This is a genomic window from Streptomyces sp. NPDC020996 (genome assembly GCF_040641355.1).
GTDB lineage: Bacteria > Actinomycetota > Actinomycetes > Streptomycetales > Streptomycetaceae > Streptomyces.
Genome location: NZ_JBFADM010000035.1, coordinates 65,535 through 87,546, shown reverse-complemented (window position 1 = coordinate 87,546; position 22,012 = coordinate 65,535). Strand labels below are relative to the sequence as shown.

17 protein-coding genes and 1 pseudogene are annotated in these 22,012 nt (G+C 74.7%); 8 read left to right on the top strand and 10 right to left on the bottom strand.

What is annotated here, in order from left to right:
* Positions 1-239: 239 nt before the first annotated feature.
* Positions 240-530, bottom strand: coding sequence for a hypothetical protein (locus AB0G63_RS23420; RefSeq protein ID WP_360753448.1), 291 nt, complete (start codon positions 528-530; stop codon positions 240-242).
* A gap of 295 nt (positions 531-825) precedes the next feature.
* Between AB0G63_RS23420 and AB0G63_RS23415 the strand changes: the two genes are divergently transcribed.
* The 3 genes from AB0G63_RS23415 (at position 826) to AB0G63_RS23405 (ending at position 5,860) form a co-directional block, all read left to right on the top strand.
* Positions 826-1,452, top strand: coding sequence for a YigZ family protein (locus AB0G63_RS23415; RefSeq protein WP_360753445.1), 627 nt, complete (start codon positions 826-828; stop codon positions 1,450-1,452).
* A gap of 107 nt (positions 1,453-1,559) precedes the next feature.
* Positions 1,560-2,723: an exonuclease SbcCD subunit D gene (locus AB0G63_RS23410; protein WP_360753442.1), complete on the top strand. Its 1,164-nt coding sequence runs from the start codon at positions 1,560-1,562 to the stop codon at positions 2,721-2,723.
* Positions 2,720-5,860: an SMC family ATPase gene (locus AB0G63_RS23405; RefSeq protein WP_360753440.1), complete on the top strand. Its 3,141-nt coding sequence runs from the start codon at positions 2,720-2,722 to the stop codon at positions 5,858-5,860. The genes AB0G63_RS23410 and AB0G63_RS23405 overlap by 4 nt, the downstream gene beginning before the upstream one ends.
* Here AB0G63_RS23405 and AB0G63_RS23400 read toward each other — a convergent pair.
* The gene (locus AB0G63_RS23400; RefSeq protein ID WP_360753437.1) at positions 5,854-6,300 is read right to left on the bottom strand and encodes an Lrp/AsnC family transcriptional regulator; all 447 of its coding nucleotides are present in this window, start codon (positions 6,298-6,300) and stop codon (positions 5,854-5,856) included. The two genes, AB0G63_RS23405 and AB0G63_RS23400, sit on opposite strands and share 7 nt — an antisense overlap.
* 94 nt (positions 6,301-6,394) lie before the next feature.
* Here AB0G63_RS23400 and AB0G63_RS23395 point away from each other — a divergent pair, with 94 nt between their 5' ends.
* A complete protein-coding gene (locus tag AB0G63_RS23395; protein ID WP_360753435.1) occupies positions 6,395-6,919 on the top strand; it encodes a rhodanese-like domain-containing protein in 525 nt (174 codons plus the stop codon).
* A gap of 66 nt (positions 6,920-6,985) precedes the next feature.
* Positions 6,986-7,495, top strand: a complete 510-nt coding sequence (locus tag AB0G63_RS23390) for an immunity 21 family protein (protein ID WP_360753432.1) — start codon at positions 6,986-6,988, stop codon at positions 7,493-7,495.
* A 158-nt stretch (positions 7,496-7,653) separates the two neighbouring features.
* Here the strand turns inward: AB0G63_RS23390 and AB0G63_RS23385 are convergent, their stop codons facing one another.
* The gene (locus AB0G63_RS23385) at positions 7,654-9,342 is read right to left on the bottom strand and encodes a DUF885 domain-containing protein (protein WP_360753429.1); all 1,689 of its coding nucleotides are present in this window, start codon (positions 9,340-9,342) and stop codon (positions 7,654-7,656) included.
* Positions 9,343-9,375: 33 nt separating this feature from the next.
* Positions 9,376-9,867, bottom strand: a complete 492-nt coding sequence (locus AB0G63_RS23380) for an Lrp/AsnC family transcriptional regulator (protein WP_324784881.1) — start codon at positions 9,865-9,867, stop codon at positions 9,376-9,378.
* 60 nt (positions 9,868-9,927) lie between these two features.
* Between AB0G63_RS23380 and AB0G63_RS23375 the strand changes: the two genes are divergently transcribed.
* Positions 9,928-11,163: a PLP-dependent transferase gene (locus AB0G63_RS23375; protein ID WP_360753426.1), complete on the top strand. Its 1,236-nt coding sequence runs from the start codon at positions 9,928-9,930 to the stop codon at positions 11,161-11,163.
* 234 nt (positions 11,164-11,397) lie between these two features.
* Here the strand turns inward: AB0G63_RS23375 and AB0G63_RS23370 are convergent, their stop codons facing one another.
* From AB0G63_RS23370 to AB0G63_RS23350, 5 genes and pseudogenes are all read right to left on the bottom strand, one after another.
* Complete coding sequence (locus tag AB0G63_RS23370; RefSeq protein WP_360753423.1) at positions 11,398-12,840, bottom strand: GNAT family N-acetyltransferase; 1,443 nt, start codon at positions 12,838-12,840, stop codon at positions 11,398-11,400.
* A gap of 136 nt (positions 12,841-12,976) precedes the next feature.
* A complete protein-coding gene (locus AB0G63_RS23365) occupies positions 12,977-15,625 on the bottom strand; it encodes a DUF6493 family protein (RefSeq protein WP_360753421.1) in 2,649 nt (882 codons plus the stop codon).
* Positions 15,622-17,028: an SWIM zinc finger family protein gene (locus tag AB0G63_RS23360; RefSeq protein WP_360753418.1), complete on the bottom strand. Its 1,407-nt coding sequence runs from the start codon at positions 17,026-17,028 to the stop codon at positions 15,622-15,624. Before AB0G63_RS23360 ends, AB0G63_RS23365 begins: the two co-directional genes overlap by 4 nt.
* Before the next feature lie 141 nt (positions 17,029-17,169).
* Positions 17,170-18,756, bottom strand: a complete 1,587-nt coding sequence (locus tag AB0G63_RS23355; RefSeq protein ID WP_360753416.1) for an alkaline phosphatase D family protein — start codon at positions 18,754-18,756, stop codon at positions 17,170-17,172.
* Between the two features lie 185 nt (positions 18,757-18,941).
* A pseudogene (locus AB0G63_RS23350) lies at positions 18,942-19,359 on the bottom strand (PLP-dependent aminotransferase family protein); the annotation flags it as partial.
* A gap of 80 nt (positions 19,360-19,439) precedes the next feature.
* On the opposite strand from AB0G63_RS23350, the gene AB0G63_RS23345 reads away from it, so the two are divergent.
* Positions 19,440-19,880, top strand: coding sequence for a hypothetical protein (locus tag AB0G63_RS23345; protein ID WP_360753413.1), 441 nt, complete (start codon positions 19,440-19,442; stop codon positions 19,878-19,880).
* Here AB0G63_RS23345 and AB0G63_RS23340 read toward each other — a convergent pair.
* Positions 19,858-20,688 carry an alpha/beta fold hydrolase gene (locus AB0G63_RS23340; RefSeq protein ID WP_360753410.1) on the bottom strand — a complete coding sequence of 277 codons (831 nt, stop codon included), beginning with the start codon at positions 20,686-20,688 and terminating at the stop codon, positions 19,858-19,860. The two genes, AB0G63_RS23345 and AB0G63_RS23340, sit on opposite strands and share 23 nt — an antisense overlap.
* Positions 20,689-20,940: 252 nt before the next feature.
* Here AB0G63_RS23340 and AB0G63_RS23335 point away from each other — a divergent pair, with 252 nt between their 5' ends.
* A complete protein-coding gene (locus AB0G63_RS23335; protein ID WP_360753407.1) occupies positions 20,941-21,837 on the top strand; it encodes an RNA polymerase sigma-70 factor in 897 nt (298 codons plus the stop codon).
* Positions 21,838-22,012: the final 175 nt, after the last annotated feature.

Below are 22,012 nucleotides of genomic sequence, written 5' to 3'. Positions count from 1 at the left end.
TCGTCCGTCTCCAGCTTCACCTGACCCGGCCGTGGCATCCCGGCACCTCCCCGCCACGCACCCTACCAGCCGACGACCTTAAGTCACTGGTATTGGGGCTAGCCTCGAGGCCGTGAAGGCGGTGGCTGTTCCGGCCGCCTTCCACCACCGGCGTACAGCTCGCCGACAGGTCCTCCGGCGGACACTCCTGTCCCACACCGGCCCCGGCAGGGAAGCGGCCCCCGGCGCCCACCGCGACCTCAGGCCGGTGCGGCGTCCCCGGCGGCATTGTCGGCACCGCTTGCTTCTTCCTGGGCCATGCCGAGGAAGCGCCGGATCGCTTCGACCGGCATGTCGAGCTCCTCGGACGCGGACAGCTCGTCGCCGAACACCTGCACCGCCTCGGTGACAGCCACGGCCAGTTCGACCTCTGCCTTGCGGACCTTGGCCTCGGCCTTGTCCACCGTGTCGACCACCGCCAACTGGCGGCGCTGCTTCTCTTGGAGCCTTTGTTTGCGGGAAACGGACTTCTCAGAGTTCTGCACTGTCATGACCAAGATCATAATCAGTCGTGCGCAGGCTCCTGAAATCGGCAACCGACCCGCTGTTCACGGGAGTTCACGGCTTGAGTGCGATCGTCACGCGCGGCTCCGCCTCGACCCCGGTGCAGGCGAGCACGGTCGTCGTGTCCGTGCCCTCCGCGAGCCGGCAGCGGCCGGGGCACCGGCCCGCGCGGCCAGGCCGGTCGGGCGAAGACGTTCGCAGCTGCCCTGCACCTGCGCTTGCGCCTGCAGCGCGGTCCGGTGGCCGTCGGGACCCTCCTCGGCCACGGATTAGGCTGGCCCGATGCAGGACGAGTACCGCACAGTCGCCCGCGCGGGCGTGCACGAGACCGATGTCAACCGCTCACGCTTCCTGTGCGCCCTCGCCCCGGCGGCCACCGAGCGGGAGGCCCAGGACTTCATCGCGTCCGTGCGCGAGGAGCACGCGGACGCCACCCACAACTGCTGGGCCTACGTCATCGGCGCGGACGCCTCCGTCCAGAAGGCGAGCGACGACGGCGAACCGGGCGGCACCGCGGGCGTCCCCATGCTCCAGATGCTGCTGCGCCGCGACATGCGGTACGTCGTCGCCGTCGTCACCCGCTACTTCGGCGGCGTCAAGCTCGGCGCGGGCGGGCTCATCAGGGCGTACGGCGGAGCGGTCGGCGAGGCGCTGGACACGCTCGGCACGATCACCCGGCGACGGTTCCGGCTGGCCACGCTGACCGTCGACCACCAGCGGGCCGGCAAGGTCCAGAACGACCTGCGCGCGACCGGACGCGAGGTGCGCGACGTCCGTTACGGCGAAGAGGTCACCATCGAGATCGGCCTGCCGGACGCCGACGTGGACGCCTTCCGCGCCTGGCTGGCCGACGCGACCGCCGGAACGGCCGGGTTCCGACTGGGCGGGGAGGCGTACGGGGACACCTGAGACCCCGGACGAAAGGTGCGTAACGGGTATGCGTGCGGCGGGTTGTGACGGGACGGTTCGACCGTGAGCGTCCGTGATGTCAGACCCGGCCGTTAGTCTCGGGGATCATGAGGCTGCTGCACACTTCCGACTGGCATCTCGGCCGGGCGTTCCACCGGGTCGGCATGCTCGGGGCCCAGGCCGAGTTCATCGGTCACCTCGTCGACACCGTGCGCGAGCACCGGGTGGACGCGGTGGTCGTGTCGGGAGACGTGTACGACCGTGCGGTGCCGCCGCTCGCCGCCGTCGAGCTGTTCGACGACGCGCTGCACCGGCTCGCCGCCCTCGGCGTGCCCACCGTCATGATCTCCGGCAACCACGACTCGGCCCGCCGCCTCGGCGTCGGCGCCGGACTCATCGGGCGCGCGGGCATCCACCTGCGCACCGAGCCGTCCGCGTGCGCGACCCCCGTGGTGCTGTCCGACGCGCACGGCGAGGTCGCCTTCTACGGGCTGCCGTACCTCGAGCCGGCGCTGGTCAAGGACGAGTTCGGGGTGCGGAAGGCGGGCCACGAGGCGGTGCTCGCCGCCGCCATGGACCGGGTCCGCGCCGACCTCGCCACGCGTCCGCCCGGCACCCGGTCCGTCGTCCTCGCGCACGCCTTCGTCACCGGCGGCGAAGCCAGCGACAGCGAACGGGACATCACCGTGGGCGGGGTGGCCGCCGTCCCCGCCGGCGTCTTCGACGGCGTCGACTACGCGGCGCTCGGACACCTGCACGGCTGTCAGACCATCACCGAACGGGTCCGCTACTCCGGCTCCCCGCTGCCGTACTCCTTCTCGGAGGCCGGCCACCGCAAGACCATGTGGCTCGTCGACCTGGGCGCCGGCGGTTCCATAGCCGCCGAGCGCGTCGACTGCCCGGTGCCCCGGCCGCTGGCCCGGATCCGCGGCCGCCTTGAGGACCTGCTCGCCGATCCGGCTCTCGCCCGGCACGAGGAGGCGTGGGTCGAGGCGACGCTCACCGACCCGGTCCGCCCGGCCGAGCCGATGGCCCGGCTCACCGAGCGCTTCCCGCACACCCTCAGCCTGGTCTTCGAGCCCGAGCGCTCCCCGGAGGACCCCGACGTGTCCTACGCCAGGCGGCTCGCGGGCCGCAGCGACCAGCAGATCGCCGAGGACTTCGTCGCCCATGTGCGCGGCGCCGGACCCGACGAGCACGAACAGGCCGTGCTGCGGGAGGCGTTCGACGCGGTGCGCGCGGACGACGCGGTGCGGGAGGTGGCGCGGTGAGGCTGCACCGACTGGACGTCACCGCCTTCGGGCCGTTCGGCGGTTCGCAGAGCGTCGACTTCGACGAGCTGTCGGCGGCCGGCCTCTTCCTCCTGCACGGCCCGACCGGCGCCGGCAAGACCTCCGTCCTCGACGCCGTGTGCTACGCGCTCTACGGCGCCGTGCCGGGCGCCCGCCACAGCGGCCAGGGCCTGACCCTGCGCAGTGACCACGCCGCACCCGGCACGCGCACCGAGGTGACCCTCGAACTGACCGTCGCCGGACGCCGGTTGGAGATCACCCGGCAGCCGCCCTGGGAGCGCCCCAAGAAGCGCGGGACGGGCACCACGCTCGACAAGGCCCACAGCGGGCTGCGCGAGTACGACGCGACCGCCGGCGCCTGGAAGCAGCTCAGCCGCTCGCACCAGGAGATCGGCGAGGAGATCACCCAGCTGCTCGGCATGAGCCGTGAGCAGTTCTGCCAGGTCGTGCTGTTGCCGCAGGGCGACTTCGCGCGGTTCCTGCGCGCGGACGCCGAGGCGCGCGGCAAGCTGCTCGGCCGCCTCTTCGACACCCGCCGCTTCGCCGAGGTCGAAAGGCGCCTCGCCGACGGCCGGCGGGCCGCCGAGGCGCAGGTGCGGGACGGGGACGCCGCGCTGCTGGCCGACGCGCACCGGATGCAGCAGGCCGCGGGCGACGCCATGGAACTGCCCGCGCTGCGGCCGGGTGACCCAGGCCTCGCGGCGGCGGTCCTGACCGCTGCGGCCATCGCCCGCAGTACCGCCCGGGAGCAGCTGACGGTCGCCCAGTCGCGCCTCACGGCCGCGGAGTCCGCGCAGGCCGCCGCCGAGCGCGCGCTGGGGGAGGCCCGTGAACTGGCGCGCCTGCAGGACCGGTTCACCCAGGCGCGGGAGCGTGCCGCCCGGCTCCAGGAGCACGCCGACGCCCACCGGCAGGCCCAGGAGCGCATGGAGCGCGCCCGTAAGGCCGAGGCGGTGGCCCCCGCCCTGGACCTCAGGGAGGCCGCCGAGGCCGAACACCGCCGGGCGGCCGGAGCGGAGGCACGTGCGCGTGCCCGACTGCGCGCCGCCGCCGTCACCGCGGAGCCGGTGGACGGCGGCGGGCGGGCGGAGAGCGGGGCCTGGACGGACGGCTCCGATCGCGCGGCGGCCTCCGAGCGGACGCCGGGCGCCCGGGCCGCCGGGCCGGCGGATGGTGCCGACGGGCCCGCGGCCGGCCCTCTCGCCGACGCCGGCGCCGCGGGCCTCGCCGCCGCCGCACGCCGCAGCGCGGAGGAACTGGGCGGCCTGGAGTCGGCCCGGCGTGCCGAGCGGCGGCTCGCCCAGCTCGTCGCGGAGCGCGCCGGCCTGGACCGGCAGGAGCGCGCCGACGACGAGGTGCTCCAGGAGGCCGACGCCTGGCTGGCCGGCTGGGAGGATGCCCGAGCCGGCCTGCACGGCCGTATCGAGGCCGCCCAGGAAGCGGCCACCCGGGCCGAGCAACTGGCCGTGCAGCGGGAGCCCGCCCAGCGGCGGCTCGGCGCCGCCCGGCAGCGCGACCAGCTCGCCCGCGACACCGACGCGGCCCGGGCCCGCGCCCTCGCCGCACGGGAACGCGCCGCCGAGGCCCGCGCCCACTGGCTCGACCTGAAGGAGCAGCGGCTGAGCGGCATCGCCGCCGAACTGGCCGCGAACCTCGTCGACGGCGAGCCCTGCGCCGTCTGCGGAGCCACCGAGCACCCCGCCCCCGCCCGCAAGGTCGCCGGGCACGTCGACCGGGAGGCGGAGGAGCGCGCCCTCGCCGCCTACCAGCGCGCCGACGAGCAGCGTGCCGAGGACGAGCGCCGGCTCGGCGTCGTCCGGGAGGCGCTGGCCGCAGCGAGCGCCGAAGCCGGTGACACGCCGACGGACCGGCTCGCCGCCGAGGTGGCGGACCTGGAGCGGCGCTACGCGCGGGCCCGCGACGCCGCATCCGGTCTGCACACCGCGAGCGAGGAACTGCGGCGCGCCGAGCACGAACACGAGCGGCGCACCGCCGTGCGCCAGGAGGCGGCCGTACGGGCCGCCGCCCGCGTCGGCCACCGGGAGCGGCTCGACCGGGAACGGGCCGCCCTGGAGGAGGAGCTGGCCCAGGCCCGGGGCGCCGCCGACAGCGTGGCCGCCCGCGCCGCCCAACTGGAGCGCGAGGTCACGCTGCTCACCGAGGCCGCCGACGCCGCCCGCGCGGCCGAGGACACCGCCCAGCGGCTCAAGGAGGCCGACGCCCGGCTCGCCGACGCCGCCTTCCGCGCCGGGTTCGACACCCCGCAGGCCGCGGCGGCCGCCCTCCTCGACGACGCGGCCCACCGCGAGCTCCAAGGCCGCCTGGACGCCTGGCAGTCCGAGGAGGCCGCCGTGCGCGCCGTCCTGGCCGAGGCCGACACCGCGGCCGCCGCCGGGCGGCCGCCCGCGGACGTCGCCTCGGCGCAGCGGGCCGCGGCCGACGCGGCCCGACGCCTGCGCGAGGCGGCCTCCGCGCGCGACGCCGCCGCCCGGCGCTGCGCCGAACTCGACCGGCTCTCCGCCGGGTCGGCCGCGAGCGTACGGCGGCTCGCCCCGCTGCGCGCGGAGTACGACCGGGTCGCCCGCCTGGCGGCCCTGACCGCGGGTACCTCGGCGGAGAACGAGCGCAGGATGCGCCTGGAGTCGTACGTGCTGGCGGCCCGCCTGGAGCAGGTCGCGGCCGCGGCGACGGTGCGGCTGCAGCGCATGTCGTCCGGCCGTTACACGCTGGTCCACTCCGACGACCGGGCCGGGCGCGGCCGCAGCGGGCTCGGCCTGCACGTCGTGGACGCCTGGACCGGGCGCGAGCGGGACACGGCGACCCTGTCGGGCGGCGAGACGTTCTTCGCCTCGCTGGCCCTCGCGCTCGGTCTCGCCGACGTCGTCACCGACGAGGCGGGCGGCGTCCGCCTCGACACCCTCTTCATCGACGAGGGGTTCGGCAGCCTCGACGACCAGACCCTCGACGAGGTCCTGGACGTCCTGGACTCCCTGCGGGAACGCGACCGCAGCGTCGGCATCGTCAGCCACGTCGCCGACCTGCGCCGCCGTATCCACGCCCAACTGGAGGTGGTGAAGGGCAGATCCGGGTCGGTGCTGCGGCAGCGCGGTCAGTGACCCAGCGGGCGGCGGGGCAGCGGCGAGGAGTACACGACGCTCGTGGTCACCGAGCCCAGCGCGCCGATCTTGCCCGACACCTCCTCCAGGTGCCGCATCGAGCGGGCGGCGACCTTGATGACGAAGCAGTCGTCGCCCGTGACGTGGTGCGCCTCCAGGATCTCCGGCGTCGTGGCGACGAGATCGTGGAAGGGCTTGTAGTTGCCGGTGGGGTACCGGAGCCGCACGAAGGCCAGGATCGGCAGGCCGAGCCGTTCCGGGTCGACCACCGCCGCGTAGCCCTGGATGACCCCGGCCTCCTCCAGTCGCCGCACCCGCTCGGTCACCGCGCTGGCGGACATGGAGACGGCCCGCGCCAACTCGGCGAAACTGGCCCGGCCCTCCCGCTGGAGGACGTCGAGGATGCGCCAGTCGGTGGCGTCCGGGGAATACACGGTCATGAGCGAGCAATAGCAGGGAGATCCACGGCTGATCAAGCGGAACGCCGGGAATCACCACTTCAGGGTGCCGATCACCGCCCGTAGTTTTCTGCCCATGACCACAACCTCAGCCGCCACCGCCACCGTCACCGCCACAGCCATCACCACCGCCACCACCCTCAATCCGGTCCTGCGCGTCCCCCCGGCGGCTCCCGCCGAGGCCGCCGCCCACTTCCGTGCGAGCCTCGCCTTCCACGCGGACGCCTCCGACGTCGCCGCCGCGCTCGCCGCGGGCGGCGACGCCGGGTTCGTCGTCGTGGACTCCCGCTCCACCGAGTCCTGGGACCAGGGGCACGTCCCGGGCGCGGTCCACCTGCCGACCGCGCTCATCCCCGAACAGGCCGAGCGGCTCCTCGACAAATCCGTGCCGGTCGTCACGTACTGCTGGGGCCCCGGCTGCAACGGCGCCACCCGGGCGGCCCTCGCCCTCGCCGAACTGGGCTACCAGGTCAAGGAGATGCTCGGCGGCTTCGAGTACTGGGCACGCGAGGGCTTCGAGTACGAGACCTGGCGCGGCCGCGAACGCCGCCCCGCGGACCCGCTGACCGCACCCGCCGGCGCCGACGACTGCGGCTGCTGACCGTCCCGCCGGGGAACCCTGGAGATGCTGGGATCACCTGGCTGTCGTGCGTGTAGGTTCTGCGCCATGGTGCGATACGCGGATCCCGGTGCGCTGGAGTGGGTGGAGTCGGGCGGCGGCCCGCTCATCGCGGTACCGGAGACGGTACTGCCGTTCTGGGCGGGGGCCGACGGCGACGAGACCGCCTCCGACTACGACCGGGCCTGCGAGGTCGACGGCAGCGTCGGGCTGCTCCCGGTCGGGGACTGCGCCGCCCTGGTCCTCGGCGACGAACCGGCCTCGACCTCCTACCTGCCGCAGCACGCCGCCTTCGTACGGTGGTGCGCCGCCGGCAGCGAGGACGAACTCCTCGCCGGTGTGCCCGAAGCGCTCGCCACCGCCGACTGGGAGGACGAGGTCCGCTGGGACGTGCCGGGCCCGGTCCTGCTGTTCGACTCGGCCTGGCCGGGGACCGAGACGGAGCGCACGGACGCACTGCGCGTCGCGCTGGAACCCGGCCGCTACGCGGTGCGCGCGGCCAGTGTCCAGCCGGGCCCGGAGACCTGGCTGGGCCTCGTCCGACTGCACCGCCTCTGACCCGGGACCTCGCGTGCGGTGCGCGGGCGCGCACCCATCCCGTCAGGGCCCGCCGGACGATCGGCCCGCCTCCTCGCCAGGTCCGCCTCCTCGCGTGGCTCGGCACGGACGACGAGGCGGACCGGATCACGGGCCGGGTGAGCTGATGGCGGACGCGGTCAGAGAGCGGACAACTCGTCCACCAGGTCGTCCAGGCCCAGCGAGCCCTGCGACAGCGCCGCCATGTGCCAGGCCTTGAGGTCGAACGCGTCACCGTGCCGCTTGCGCGCGTTCTCCCGGCCCAGCAGCCAGGCGCGCTCGCCCAGCTTGTAGCCGATCGCCTGCCCCGGCATGGACAGGTAGCGGGTCAGCTCGCTCTCCACGAAGTCCGCCGGGCGGCTGCTGTGCGCCCCGAAGAACTCCTGCGCCAGCGCGGGCGTCCAGCGCTCCCCGGGGTGGAAGGGGGAGTGGTCGGGGATCGTCAGCTCCAGGTGCATGCCGATGTCGATGACGACCCGCGCGGCCCGCATCATCTGCGCGTCCAGGTAGCCCAGCCGGCGCTCCGCGTCCGTGAGGAAGCCCAGCTCGTCCATCAGCCGCTCCGCGTACAGCGCCCAGCCCTCGGCGTTGGCGCTGACCATGCCCACGCTGGCCTGGTAGCGGGAGAGGTCGGCCGCCACGTGCTTCCACTGCGCCAGCTGGAGGTGGTGGCCGGGCACGCCCTCGTGGTACCAGGTGGAGACCAGGTCGTAGACGGGGAAGCGGGTCTGACCCATCGTCGGCAGCCAGGTGCAGCCCGGACGCGAGAAGTCGTCCGACGGGGCCGTGTAGTACGGCGCCGCCGCGCTGCCGGGAGGCGCGATCCGGGACTCGACCCGCCGGACCCGCTCCGCCAGGTCGAAGTGGGTGCCGTCCAGCTTCTCGATCGCCTCGTCCATCAGGGCCTGCAGCCAGCGCTGCACCTCGTCGACGCCCTCGATGTGCGTGCCGTGTTCGTCCAGGTGCGCCAGCGCCACCCACGGAGTGGCGGCGCCGGGCAGGACCTTCTCGGCCTCGGTCCGCATCTCGCCGAGGATGCGGTGGAACTCCGACCAGCCGTACGCGTACGCCTCGTCGAGGTCGAGGTCCGTGCCGTTGAAGTAACGGACCCAGCGCGCGTACCGCTCGCGGCCCACCACGTCCGGTGCGCCCTCGACCGCCGGCGCGTACACGTCCCGCATCCACTCGCGCAGGGCCACCACGCCCTGCGTGGCCTCGCGAGCCGCCGCGTCCAGGTCGGAGCGCAGCGCCTCGGGCCCCGCGTCCGCGAAGTGCTCGAACCAGCCCCGGCCGTCCCCGGCGTCGGCCCACTCGCCGAGCTGCCCGACGAACGTCCTGGTCGCGCGCGGACCGCCGTACAGCTTCCGCTCCAGACCGAGCGCGAGCGACTCCCGGTACCCCTCCAGGGCGGCGGGTACCGCACGCAGCCGCTCGGCGACCGCCGCCCAGTCCTCCTCGGTGGCGGTGGGCGTCACGGTGAACGCCTGGCGCACCCCGTGGGCGGCCGAGCTCAGGTTGCTGACGTCACGCAGGCCCTCGTCCGCCTCGTCGATCGCGAGCGAGGCGGTGAGCCGCTCGCGCAGCAGCCGCGCGCAGCGGCGCTCGACGTCGCTGTCCCCGCCGGGCCGGCGCTCCGCCTCGTCGAGCCGGGCGAGTGTGTCCCGCTTCAGCCGCGCCAGCGCCTCCTGGCCCGCGGGCGAGAGGTCGGGCAGACGGCTGGAGCTCTCCTTCACGCCGAGGTAGGTGCCGATGACCGGATCGAGGGCGATGAGTTCGTCGACGTACGCGTCGGCGACCTGACGGGGCAGCTGGCTGTTGGTCTGAGACATGCGGACCATCCTCGTACGAGGGGCCGCCGCGCGTCACCGGGATTGAGCCGACGGCGTAGGCGGCAGCAGCGGACCGCAGTCCCACTGCTGGAAGATCAACCGGGTCTCCACCCGGGCCACTTCACGGCGGGCCGTGAACTCGTCCAGGACCAGCCGTTGCAGGTCCGTCATGTCCGCGACGGCGACGTGCACCAGGTAGTCGTCGGGTCCGGTCAGATGGAAGACGGTCCGCGACTCCGGCAGCGCCCGGATCCGGTCCACGAACGGCCCCACCAGCTCCCGCCGGTGCGGCCGGACCTGCACCGACAGCAGCGCCTCCAGACCCCGGCCGAGCTTGGCCGGATCGAGCCGCAGCTGATGTCCGAGGATCACCCCCGCCCGGCGCAACCGGGTCACCCGGTCCAGGCAGGTCGACGGCGCGACCCCGACCTGCGCGGCGAGGTCGCGGTAGGTGGTCCGGGCGTCGTTCTGCAGCAGCCGCAGCAGGTGGAGGTCCACCGGATCCAGTGCGACGGATTCGGTCATACGCCGAACGTAACACGGGGTTCGGGTCCCGGTGCCCGGTCGGTGTTCACCCTTGCGCCCATGGACTCTGCGCGCACGGACACCTCGCACGACGAAGCACGCACCGCACCCGGAGCTCCGGCCACCGCACCGAGAGCACTGGCCACCGAGGCCGTCCACGCCGGCCGCGACGACCTCGCCCGGCAGGGACTGCACGCCCCGCCCATCGATCTGTCGACCACCTACCCCTCGTACGACAGCCGGGGCGAGGCCGCCCGCATCGACGCCTTCGCCGCCACCGGCGCCGAACTCGACGGACCGCCCGTCTACGGCCGGCTCGGCAACCCGACCGTCGCCCGCTTCGAGACCGCCCTGGCCCGGCTGGAGGGCACCGAGGCGGCGGTCGCGTTCGCCAGCGGCATGGCCGCGCTGACCGCCGTCCTGCTGGTCCGGGCCTCCCTGGGGCTGCGGCACGTGGTGGCCGTCCGGCCGCTGTACGGCTGCAGCGACCACCTGCTCACCGCCGGACTGCTCGGCTCCGAGGTCACCTGGACCGACCCGGCGGGGATAGCGGACGCGCTGCGCCCGGACACCGGACTGGTGATGGTCGAGTCCCCGGCCAATCCGACGCTCGCCGAGGTCGATCTGCGGGCCGTCGCCCACGCCTGCGGCTCGGTCCCGCTGCTCGCGGACAACACCTTCGCCACGCCCGTGCTGCAGCGGCCGGCCGAGCAGGGCGCGCGGCTGGTGCTGCACAGCGCCACCAAGTACCTCGGCGGGCACGGCGACGTGATGGCCGGTGTGGTGGCCTGCGACGAGGAGTTCGCCGGACGGCTGCGGCAGGTGCGGTTCGCCACCGGCGGCGTCCTGCACCCGCTGGCCGGATACCTGCTGCTGCGCGGCCTCTCGACGCTGCCGGTGCGGGTGCGCGCGGCCTCCGCGAACGCCGCCGAGCTCGCCCGCCGCCTCGCCGCGGACCCGCGTGTCGCCCGCGTCCACTACCCGCGCATCGGCGGCGCGATGATCGCCTTCGAGGCCGTCGGCGACCCGCACGAGGTGATCGCGGGCGTCCGCCTGATCACGCCGGCGGTCAGCCTGGGCAGCGTCGACACCCTCATCCAGCATCCGGCGTCCATCAGCCACCGCATCGTCGACGCCGACGACCGGCGCGGCTCCGGGGTGAGCGACCGGCTGCTGCGGCTGTCGGTCGGGCTGGAGGACGTCGAGGACCTGTGGGCCGACCTGGACCGGGCGCTGGGGGAGCGGGCGCCCGCCCCGGAGACCGGCACGCTGAGCGGAGCGTCCGTCGCGGGGTGAGCGTCCGTGACGGGGGTGTCCGTCACGGGGTGAGCTTCCGGCACGGGTGCGTGTCCGTGGGTGCGTCCGCGACAGGGGGCGCCCGTCACGGGGCGCGCGTCCGGCACAGGCGACTGTCCGTGGGGGCGCTCGCGCCAGGGGGCGTCCGTCACGGGGTGCCCGTGGCGTCCGTCAGGACGGCGAACGGCCCGGCGTCTTCTCGCCGGGCCGTTCGCCGTGGTGCGGTGCCGTGCCTCAGCCGCGCGCCCGGCGCCCGCCGGACCGGCCCTCCGCCACCTCGTGCGGCAGGCCCGAGCCGATCACGGCCGTGTCCAGGCGGGCCGTGATGACCAGGGTGCCCTCCTCGATCTGGTAGTCGAGGGGCAGGCCGAGGCCGCGCATGGCGGCGACCATGCCGGTGTTGGACGCCTGCGTCACCGCGTACACGCTTTCGCAGCCCGCCTCGATCGCCATCGCCACCAGGCGGCCCAGCAGTTCACCGCCGATGCCGCGCCGCTGCCAGCTGTCCTCGACCAGCAGCGCGACCTCCGTCTCGTCGCCGTCCCACAGCAGATGGCCGAGGCCGACGATCCGCCCGGACGCCGTCCGCACGGCGAGCGTACGACCGTAACGCGGGCTCAGCAGGTGGTTGAGGTAACGGTCCGCGTCGCCGACCGGCCCGTGGTAGCGCATGCCGAGCGTCCGCGCCGAGCACCGCTCGTGCATCTCTTTCGCGGCATCGATGTCACGGATGTCGGCCCGGCGCACGGTGATCTCGTTGCCCTCGGGCAGCGTCAGCACGTCCTGGCCGTGCGGCAGCCGCGGTCCCAGCCGGGCGTCCAGCTCCACCAGCGCCCGCGCCCGGGCGAACTCGGTCGGGGTGAACGGCAGATACGGCCGTTCCACGGTGATCACTCCGCCCTCCGGCGCCCGCAGCCGCATCACGGTGTCCTCCAGCGCCCCCTCCACGGGAACACCTTCCGGCGCCCGGCCCCCGCCGAACGGCGAAGCGGGCACCTGGCGGATGGTGCACCGGCCCAGCAACTGGCGCAGCGCCAGCGGCAGTTCCGCCGCGTCCAGCGCGGTACGGGCGGCCAGGCCCAGCACCCTGGTCGGCGCGTCCACCAGGTCGTGGGCGTCGGCCCGCTCGATCCAGGTGTCGGCGCCGCCGGCCAGCGACACCACCCGGGTGAGCCCGGACGCCGCCAGCTCACCGGGAGCCCGCAGCAGGAACTCGTCCACCGTGCCGTCGGCCAGCGGGTGCGTCTGCAGGCTCAGGATGTCCACCCGCTCGCCGGCCAGCGCGGTGCACAGCGCGGCCAGCGAGCCCGGTTCGTCCCTGACCGTCGTCCGCATCCGCCACAGCGTGCTCTCCCCGGGCGCGGCCTGCGGCGTCGGGGCGGACGGACCCTGCTCGTCCTGCCCGGCCCGCCGCCATGTCGGCAGCGGCCGGGCCTCGGTATCACTCGTCGGCGGTGCGTGGCCGTGGCGGCGTGCCCACCATGTGTGGAACCCCGCCGTCGCGGCCAGGGCCAGCGCCGAGATCACCAGCAGGGCCGGGCCGTCCGGCCCGTGTCCGATCAGGTTCGCCACGGCGTCCGCCACCGCCACCGCCGTGAAGAGGGCGGCCAGTTCCACCACGTCCCGCCGCCAGTGGTGCACGGGACGTCCGTGCTTCGCACGGGTCACATTCGACATTTCTCGACTCATGCACCCACTGTGAAGGAACGGTGTTGCGCGATCGCGAACGCTCTGTGACTGATCGGTAAAGCGTGCTTATGCCCTTTTTGTTGATCTTTTTACGATTGTCTCGCGGTGTGGACGACAGGGCAGGTCACGCGGCGCTCCCTGCGGTCAGCGCGCTGTGCAGCCGACGGGCCTGAGCCACCAGCCGGGAGGAGCCGGACCGCCGCGCCGTCCGTTCCAGGTGCGGCAGCTGCCCCCGGGCCCCGGACCGCTCGGCGCACTCCGCCGCGACGCCCAGCAGATCCGCGAGCCCGCGGGGCGCCGTCCCCGCGCCGTCGGCCGCCCGGTCGGCGAGCAGCTGCGGCAGGGTATGCCGCAGTACCTCCCAGACCGTGGCGTTCGCCCCCGTGGCGGCGGCGGTGCGCGCCGCGTCCGCCAGTCGCAGCGGCTTCACCGCGCCGTCCCCCGCCAACTGCCCGAGGTCCGCGCCCAGCCGGGCCGCGTCGAGCTGCCCGCGCGCCGCCAGCGTCAGCAGCGCGTCCACGGCCGCGAGCCGGTCCTCCGCATGCCGCGCGCCGAGCCCGTACGCCACGCACAGGTGCACCGAGTCGCCCGCCTCGCCACCGGACTCGGCGAGCCGGGGCAGGACGGCGGCGACGCCCCGGGTGTCCTCCACGGCCGCGCCGGACAGCTCCCACAGCATCCGCACCGCCACCAGCTCGCGCCGCTCGGGGAGCAGGGCCAGCCAGTGCGGGCGTATGCCGTCGTTCCAGTGGTGGCAGTACCGGGCGGCGGCGACGGCGCCGGCCGGCCTGCCCAGGGGGCGGAACTCGGCGGGGAAGTCCTCCCGCAGCTCCGGCAGCTCGCCGGCGTCGACCAGGAGGCGTGGCCCGGCGACGCGCCTGCGGAACTCCGGGAGGGCGGATCCGTCCGAGGCCAGCCACCGGGCGAGCCGCTCGCCCTCCGCGGTGCCGAGAGCCGCCGCGCGCCCGGCCGCCGCCGCGGCCGCCGCCCGGTCCGACCGCCGGACCCGCAGCAGCGCCTGCGCGAAGTCCGCCGCCGCGGGCCGCGCGCCGATGCGCCGGTAGGCGTCGAGCCGGTCCACGAGCTCGTCCGGCTCCAGCAGGCCCGTGCTCCACGTCGGCGTGGACAGCAGGAACGGCAGCGGTTCGGTGCGGATCCGGTACGCCACCTCCCACAGCCGTGCTCCGAAGGCCCGGCACAGGGCGCTGTGCACGCAGCCGTCGGTCGTGGTCCCCTGCTGGACCGCCGCGAGGAGGGTGCCCGTGCCCACCCGCCCCAGCAGGGTCGCCAGCAGCAGGTCGACGGCCTGCGCCGGGTCCAGGAGGCTGCGCGTGCGGGCGAAGTAGGTGTCCGGGCGGACGCCCTCCGGATGCCACCAGCGGCGGCCGGCCACCGGGGCGAGCGCCTCCAGGAGGCCGTCGCGACGGTCGTGGGCGTGCCGCACCAGCCCGTCCAGCGCGCGCTCGAACCCGGCGACGTCCGTGCCCGCCGCCAGCAGCGCGCTCACCTCCTCGGCGAGCTCCGCCGCCGACCGCGGTGCCGGTTCGAGGCGGAGCGGCCGCGGCGCCGGAGGCAGCACCTCCTCGTGGACCACGGGACCGGGGGCCACCGGGTCGATGCCGAGCACCCGGGCGGCCCGGACGCGGAGCGTGGGAATCAACTGTTCGGCAGCCGGCGCCAGTTGTGCCTGTACGTCCGCGGAGTCCGTCTTCGGCAGATGGCGTTCGACCAGCTTCAGCGCCCGCTCCTGCACCTCGGGATCCGGGTGCCCGAAGGCCTCGGCGGCGGCCGGCAGCAGCTCCGCGGCGGCGGAAGGGTCCTTGGCGAGGACCTTGCCGAGCAGCACGAGCTGCGCGCGCACGAGCTTCTTCTCGGTGCGGAACAGCACCGCCGCCGACATGTCCGCGAGCTGCCGTCGCGTCAGCTCGCCCTCGAGCGCGCAGGACGCCAGCACCGACTGGGCGTGCGCGGCCACCGGTGAGACGGCGTCCGAGGCGAGTGCCAGCCAGTCGGCCGTCCGCTCCCGCTCCTCCGCGTCCGTGAGCTCCAGAGCTCTCAGCAGCTTCAGGAACGCCCGGTGATCGGCGGCCGATCCGCCCCTCAGCAGACGGGCCACGCAGGCTTCGACGACCACCTTCCGGTCGAGGTCGCCGGAGGCGGTGAGCTCGCTCAGCGCGCCGAACCAGCTGTGCGGACCCTCACCGGACAGCCACTCGAGCAGGCCGCCGATGTCGTCGGTCTCGAACATCGCGGCCACCAGCTCGGGAAGATGAGGTTCCTGACGAAGCCGGCCGACGACCGTCCCGTGGCTCTTCCCGGTGCCCGCGATGTGCGCCATCCAGCCCCGCACATAGGCATCGGTCGTCGGCACCGGACAGCCCGAGAGCCGCACCAGGCCCGCCATCAGCTCGTACGGCACCATCGAGGAATCCGGGCGTTGCGCGAGCCGGTGCGCCAGATCCGCGAGCCAGGCGCGGTCGCGGTCGCCGAGGATGTGCAGCAGCAGGGCCGGCGCCGCCTGCGACCAGCGCATGTCCGCGGCGGCGATCCATCCCGCCACGGCCGCCGCGCCGGTCTGGCACGCCACCCCGGCCGCGTACAGCGCCGGATGGGCGCGGCGGGACGACGCGTTCCACGGCGCCTTCCTCAGCTCCTTGCGCAGCGCCTTCAACTCGGGGAAGAGAGCGCGCCGCTCGGCGTCCGTCAGCTCGTCGAGCAGGCTCACCACCTCCGGCGTCCGGCCCGCCCGCACCGCCTCCAGCAGCGCACTCATCGCACGCCCCCGCCGACCCGAGCCGTGTCCCGCTCCGCCGCGGCGCCCCGCCGCACCATCCGTACCGCCAGCGCGTGCTTGCACGGCCCGCGCCCGCCCCGGTACTTCGCCCACCACAGGCAGGTGCAGCTGAGCACCCCCGCCCGGTCGCGCACCCGGTGCACGTGCCCGTCCTCCGCCGTCACCGTGGCGAGGGCGCCGTCGAGGGTGACCGCTCCGGCGGCCACCAGCGCCCGGGCCGAGCGCAGTCTGGGGTTGTGGCGCTCCACCCGCTCGGCCTCGTAGGGCAGTTCGCGGTGGAAGTAGGCGGCCTCCGCGGTGTCGTACCCGACGCGGCCCGACGTGCCCAGGCGGACCAGGGCGGCCCGGACCCGCTCTGGCGTGAGGCCCGACGCGGCGGCGAGGTCGGCGACGTCGACGCGGGGCTCCCACGCCAGGAGCACCGAGACCAGCTCCGCGTCCTCGGCGGCCTCGTCGCCGGCGAGCGCGTCGAGGACGCCGCCCTCCCCGGAGAACCCGCGTGCGGCGTCCGGCGACAGCGTGAGCGTGAGCCGCATGCCGGGCAGGACGACCTCCCACGCGCCGGCGGTCGCGGCGGCGCCGGCAGTGACCGCGGGGCCGTACACCCGCAACGCGGTGGCGTGGCGCAGCACGCGCTGGAGCGCCACCAGCCGCTCCGGTCCGGGCAGGCACACCGCGCCCGGCACCGCCCGCGTGGTCGGCCGCAGCCCGCGGCCCGCGGGCACCACCCAGCGCGGGCCGGCCGACGCGCCCCGTCCTCCCCCGCGAGGCAGGGCGCGCAGGAAGCGGACGGCCTCCGGGGCCGTCAGCTCGGCCCGCAGGTCGAAGCCGGCGGCGATCACCTGGGCCTCCGCGAAGCCGCGCAGCCAGCGGTCGGGCAGCGGCACCTTCTTCTCCACGACCGGACCGTCCAGGGTGGTCACGGCCAGTTCCTCCGGCCCGACCCGCAGGTGCAGCGGATCGTCCGTGCCGATCCGGGAGAGCGCCTCACGCAGGGGGTTGTTGACGTCCACGTTCGTCGTGCCGTGCCCCACCTCGCCGCCGTCGAGGCCGGCCTCCAGGACGTCCAGGCGGGCGTAGACCCCGCCGCATCCCGAGAAGGACTCGAACCGCAGCCGGTCGCCGTTGCCCGTCACCACCGGATCGAGCGACGCCCGCAGCTGCGGCTGGTAGTACCGGGCGGCCGCCACGTCCGCCACCGCCAGCAGCCCCGCGGAGGCCACCTGAGGGGAAGTCAGGAAACCGGCGAAGAACCGGGGATGGTCCGTGGCGCCGGCCGGCGTCGCACCCCGTGAGGTCTCGAGTCCCAGCCGCCGCCCATCAGGCGCCGACTCCAGCACGGAGGGTCGGCGATAGGCCACGGCCTGCAAAGATCGCGTCATGGAAAAACCGTAGAGGCGACCACTGACAATCGCTCCGACCTGCTGGAACGCCCGGCCCGAGGCCGCGTCGCGCGATATGCGGCAGGGCCGCGCACCGGGGGATGACGCCGGTGCGCGGCCCTGCCGAAGAGCGTACGGGAGTCACTGACCGACCAGGCCCGGCTGCAACACCTTCGTGAACAGCACCGTGCCGTCCTGCTCGCGCAGCCGCACCGTCAGCTCCCCGCTGTCGCCGTCGATGTCGACCTCGCCGAAGAACTGGTAGCCGCCGGCCGGGGAGACGTTCGCCGTGGTCGGCGCCTTCACGAACACCCGCTCCGGGCCGAACGTGCCGTCGAGCGCGTTGGCGGGGAAGGCGCCCGCGTTCAGCGGACCGGAGACGAACTCCCAGAACGGCTCGAAGTCGGTGAAGGCCGCCCGCGACGGCTGGTAGTGCTGGGCGGAGGTGTGGTGCACGTCGGCCGTCAGCCACACCGTCCCGGTGATCCGCCGGTGCTTGATGTACCGCAGCAGTTCGGCGATCTGCAGCTCCCGCCCCAGCGGCGCGCCGGGGTCGCCCTGCGCGACGGCCTCGATGTTCGCCCTGCCCTCGGTGGTGTCCGGCACGACCAGGCCGAGCGGCATGTCGGCGGCGATCACCTTCCACACGGCACGCGAGCGCGACAGCTCCCGCTTGAGCCACTCCAGCTGTTCGGCGCCCAGGATGCCCTGCGGGTCCACGGTCTGGTCGTCGGGGGAGTTGGCGTTGCGGTAGGTCCGCATGTCCAGCACGAACACGTCGAGCAGCGGACCCTGCCGCAGCACCCGGTACACGCGGCCCTCCCGGGCGCCCGGCCGCAGCGTGGACAGCGGGAAGTACTCGCTGAACGCGCGCCGGGCCCGCGCCGCCAGCACGTCCACGCTCTTCTCCGTGTACCGGGTGTCGGTGGTCGCGATCACCTCGCCGGGGTACCAGTTGTTGCGGACCTCGTGGTCGTCCCACTGGATGACCGACGGGACCTGCGCGTTGAACCGCTTGAGGTTGTCGTCGAGCAGGTTGTAGCGGAAGTTGCCGCGGAACTCCGCCAGGGTCTCGGCGACCTTCGACTTCTCCTCGGTGGTGACGTTCCGCCAGGTGCTGCCGTCGGGCAGGGTGGCCGTCGCCGCGATGGGGCCGTCGGCGTAGACGTTGTCGCCGCTGCAGATGAAGAAGTCGGGGTCGAGCGCGGCCATCGCGCGGTAGATCGTGTAGCCGCCGAAGTCGGGGTTGATGCCCCAGCCCTGCCCGGCGAGGTCGCCCGACCACAGGAAGCGCACGCCGTCGCGGCGGTGGGCCGGCACCGTGCGGAAGGTGCCGGTCACCGGCTCGCCGGTGCGGCGCGGGTCGTCCGGGTCCGCCAGCAGCACGCGGTAGTGGATCTGCTCGCCGGAGGGCAGCCCGCGCAGCCGGGTGGTGCCGGTGAAGTCCGTGCCCTCGCCGAGCAGCGGGCCCTGCCACCGGCGCGGATTGCGGAACGACTCGGTCGCGGAGGTCTCGACGATCATGCGGGCGGGGCGGTCGGAGCGCACCCACACCAGCCCCGAGTCGGAGGTCACGTCGCCCGTCTGCACGCCCCAGCCCGCCCTGGGCCGGCCGGACAGGGCGAACGCCGGGGCCGCGCCGAGGGCGGTGGGCAGGGTCAGGGCCGCCGACGCGGCGAGGGAGCCGCGCAGGACGCTGCGGCGGCCGGGGAACGGACGGTGTGACATGGATGCGCCTCCAGGGACGAGATCCGGCCAGTGTGCGATGCCACAACTACTGGGGCGTCACGGCACACACGGAAACCACGGGTGAACAACCGGCCGTGGGAGCAAGGGAACCGGCCCCCGTCGCTCGATCGCGTCGGTACGCGGGTCCGGTCGCCCGTGCCGTTCCCGCACCGGTCGTCCCGCGGTCACCCTGAGGCCACGGCGCGGGCCAGCAGCGCCACGCCGGCCCGGATCCGCGCCGGTGACCGGTGCGCGTATCCCAGGACCAGCCGCACCTCTCCGTCCCCGGCGGGCCCGGTACGCGCCTGCGTGCAGTCCGCCGGCGGACGCACCGCCACACCGGCCGCCGACACGCGCCGCAGGAAGCGGTCCCGGGGGCCGTACCGCCGCGACAGGCGGGCGATGACGTGCGGCCCCGCCGCGATGCCGGCCGCCTCCGCGCCGGGGAAGTGCTCCTCCAGTGCGGCGACGAGCGGGTCCCGCCCTCACGGTAGGCGCGCCGGCAGCGGCGCAGCTGCCGGTCGTGGTGCCGCGCTCGACGAACCGGGCGAAGAGCGCCTGGGCGAGGGCGGGATGGCCGAGCTCCCTGGTCCGCTTGCGCTCAGGGGGCGCTGCTCGGCACCGTCGGCGCCTCCACGGTTCAGGGATGGGGGCGCACGGACGGCGCCGGCATCGCCCTGTCGGTGTGCGCACTCGCGGGCGAGGTCGGGTTCGCCCTGCTCGCCGTACCCGTGCTGCGGCCTCTCGGGCCCCGGCTGCTGTCCGCCACGGTGTGCGGCCGCGCGGCGGCCGAGGCCGCGGCGGCGGGCCTGGTCATGGACGGTACGGCGCGGCTGCGCCGGTCCGACGCCACCGAGACCGGCGCGCTGCTGTGGCAGGCCGCGGTCGTCACCGTCGTCGTGTTCGTGTGCTGGTCCATGGGCGTGCGGCGCCTCGGCGCCGAGCGCGCCACGCTGTTCTCCGGGCTGATTCCCGTCGCCGCCGCCCGCACCGCGCCGCTCGTCGCGACCGGATCCTACGGGGCCCCAGGCCGCGGGCAGCGCCCTGGCCGGCGCCGGAGCCGACGGCGGCTCCGGCGCGCCGACCGGGAGGCGGCGGGGCTCAGCGGCTGCCGTCGAGGATGACGCGGGCGACCAGCGCCGGGTCGTCGTTCATCGGGCAGTGCCCGCAACCGGGCAGCCGCACCAGCCGGGCCCGGGGGATGATCTGCTTCGCGCGCACCCCCTGACGGCGCGGCAGCAGCACGTCCCGGGTGCCCCACGCGACGGTGACGGGGAGTCCCGGCACGTCGTCGGCGAACCGGACGGCGGCGCCCGCCAGGAGGGTGGCGTCGAATCCGGTGGCCCCCGCCAGCGCGACCGTCTCGGCGACCACGGCCTCGGCCGGCCGCCGGGCCGGACGGGCGTAGATGGTGCTCGTGAGCATCGTCCGTCCGGCCGCCGAACGCGACAGACGCTCGACCAAGGGCAGGGGCAGCCGTCGCGAGATCCGCCGCATCGCGAGCAGCACCGCGAAGGCGTACCGCCGCTCGGCCTCCGACCAGAACCCGGCCGGGGACAGGGCGGTGACGGACCGTACGAGCCGTTCCCGGCCCAGTTCCAGTGCGAGCAGACCGCCCAGCGAGTTGCCCGCCACATGCGGCCGGTCCAGCTCCAGCGCCTCGCAGAACGCGGCGAACACGGCCGTCGTCGTGGGCAGGTCGTACGCGAGCCCGTCCGGCAGGCCCGGTGACGCGCCGAAGCCGGGCAGGTCTACGGCGATCACGTCCCGCTCGGCCGCGAGGATGTCCACCACCGGGTCCCAGGCCTGCCGGTGGTGGCCGATGCCGTGCAGCAGGAGCAGCGGTTCGCCGTTGCCCACGCGCGCGTAGGAGACGGTGACCGGCTGCGGACCGTGCGGGGAGGGGACCTTCAAGGAGACGGTGGCGGACATGGGGCTGCTCCTCGTGTGGGACTCGCTGTCTGGGCCGTGCTGGCAGGGCCGTGCTGTCCGGGCCCTGTTGTCCGGGCTCTGTTGTCCCGGTGGTGTCGGCGGACGCCGTGAGACAGCTTGTCAGCAATTGCTACCGACTGGTAGCCCCCGGTGGTGATGGTCCGGGTGACGGTCCGTCTGCTCCGTGGTCATTCTGCTCACGCCACGCGATTTCTTCTGGACACGGCCGGATGTGTCGCATGGGATGGACCGGTGACGACCGAGACCGACACCGACACCGATGTCTTCGAAGAGCACCGCCCGGTCCTGCTGGGGGTCGCCTACCGCATGCTCGGACGGGTGACCGACGCGGAGGACGTGGTCCAGGAGGCGTGGCTGCGCTGGTCCCGCGCCGACCGCGGCGAGGTGCGGGAACCCCGCGGCTACCTGGTGCGCGTCACCACCCGCCTCGCCATCGACCGGCTGCGCCAGGTCAAGGCGCGGGGCGAGACATACGTCGGACCGTGGCTGCCGGAGCCGTACGTCACCGACTTCGGGGACACCGTGCCCGACGCCGCCGAGCGGGCCGTGCTCGCCGACTCCGTGTCGCTGGCCCTCCTCGTCGTCCTGGAGTCCCTGTCGCCGCTGGAGCGTGCGGTGTTCGTCCTCCGAGAGGCCTTCGCCTACCCGTACGCGGAGATCGCGGCCATGCTCGACCGCGGCGAGGCGGCGGTGCGGCAGCTCGCCGGACGGGCCCGCAGGCACGTCGACGAGCGGCGGCCGCGCTACGAGGTCGACCCCGCCGAGCGCCGCGAGCTCACCGAACGCTTCCTCGCCGCCGCGGCCGAGGGCGACCTGGCGGGACTCATGTCGCTGCTCGCGCCGGACGTGCGGCTCGTCGGCGACAGCGGCGGCAAGGCCAAAGCGCCGCTGCGCGTGCTGGAGACGGCCGACCATGTGGGCCGCTTCCTCGTCGGCGCGGCACGCAAGGGCGTCCCCGACCTGTCCTACCGCCTCCTGGAGGTCAACGGCGGCCCCGCCGTCCTGCTGCTGTCCGCGGGCAGGCCCGACAGCGTGTTCCAGATCGACGTCCTCGACGGACGCGTCCAGGCGGTGTACGTCATCCGCAACCCCGACAAGCTGCGGGCGCTGGACACCGTCGGGCAGTAGCCGCAGCGACACCACGCCGAGAGCCTCCGTTCCACGACGGGGGCTCTCGGCGTCACCCGCGCGACGGAGGATTGGTCTTGACCAAGGGTGGGGGCCGTCCTATGGTCGCAGACAAGTGCAACAACCTTTAATAAACAAGGGCGCTTAAACGCCGCGGGGGGCCACGGCGGATGCG

Coding starts and splice junctions, on each gene's coding strand:
- AB0G63_RS23360 (WP_360753418.1), bottom strand. CDS start 17,028: ATGACGCGATCTTTGCAGGCCGTGGCCTATCGCCGACCCTCCGTGCTG.
- AB0G63_RS23380 (WP_324784881.1), bottom strand. CDS start 9,867: ATGACCGAATCCGTCGCACTGGATCCGGTGGACCTCCACCTGCTGCGG.
- AB0G63_RS23385 (WP_360753429.1), bottom strand. CDS start 9,342: ATGTCTCAGACCAACAGCCAGCTGCCCCGTCAGGTCGCCGACGCGTAC.
- AB0G63_RS23410 (WP_360753442.1), top strand. CDS start 1,560: ATGAGGCTGCTGCACACTTCCGACTGGCATCTCGGCCGGGCGTTCCAC.
- AB0G63_RS23355 (WP_360753416.1), bottom strand. CDS start 18,756: ATGTCACACCGTCCGTTCCCCGGCCGCCGCAGCGTCCTGCGCGGCTCC.
- AB0G63_RS23340 (WP_360753410.1), bottom strand. CDS start 20,688: ATGTCCGCCACCGTCTCCTTGAAGGTCCCCTCCCCGCACGGTCCGCAG.
- AB0G63_RS23415 (WP_360753445.1), top strand. CDS start 826: ATGCAGGACGAGTACCGCACAGTCGCCCGCGCGGGCGTGCACGAGACC.
- AB0G63_RS23370 (WP_360753423.1), bottom strand. CDS start 12,840: ATGTCGAATGTGACCCGTGCGAAGCACGGACGTCCCGTGCACCACTGG.
- AB0G63_RS23365 (WP_360753421.1), bottom strand. CDS start 15,625: ATGAGTGCGCTGCTGGAGGCGGTGCGGGCGGGCCGGACGCCGGAGGTG.
- AB0G63_RS23395 (WP_360753435.1), top strand. CDS start 6,395: ATGACCACAACCTCAGCCGCCACCGCCACCGTCACCGCCACAGCCATC.
- AB0G63_RS23420 (WP_360753448.1), bottom strand. CDS start 530: ATGACAGTGCAGAACTCTGAGAAGTCCGTTTCCCGCAAACAAAGGCTC.
- AB0G63_RS23375 (WP_360753426.1), top strand. CDS start 9,928: ATGGACTCTGCGCGCACGGACACCTCGCACGACGAAGCACGCACCGCA.
- AB0G63_RS23390 (WP_360753432.1), top strand. CDS start 6,986: ATGGTGCGATACGCGGATCCCGGTGCGCTGGAGTGGGTGGAGTCGGGC.
- AB0G63_RS23400 (WP_360753437.1), bottom strand. CDS start 6,300: ATGACCGTGTATTCCCCGGACGCCACCGACTGGCGCATCCTCGACGTC.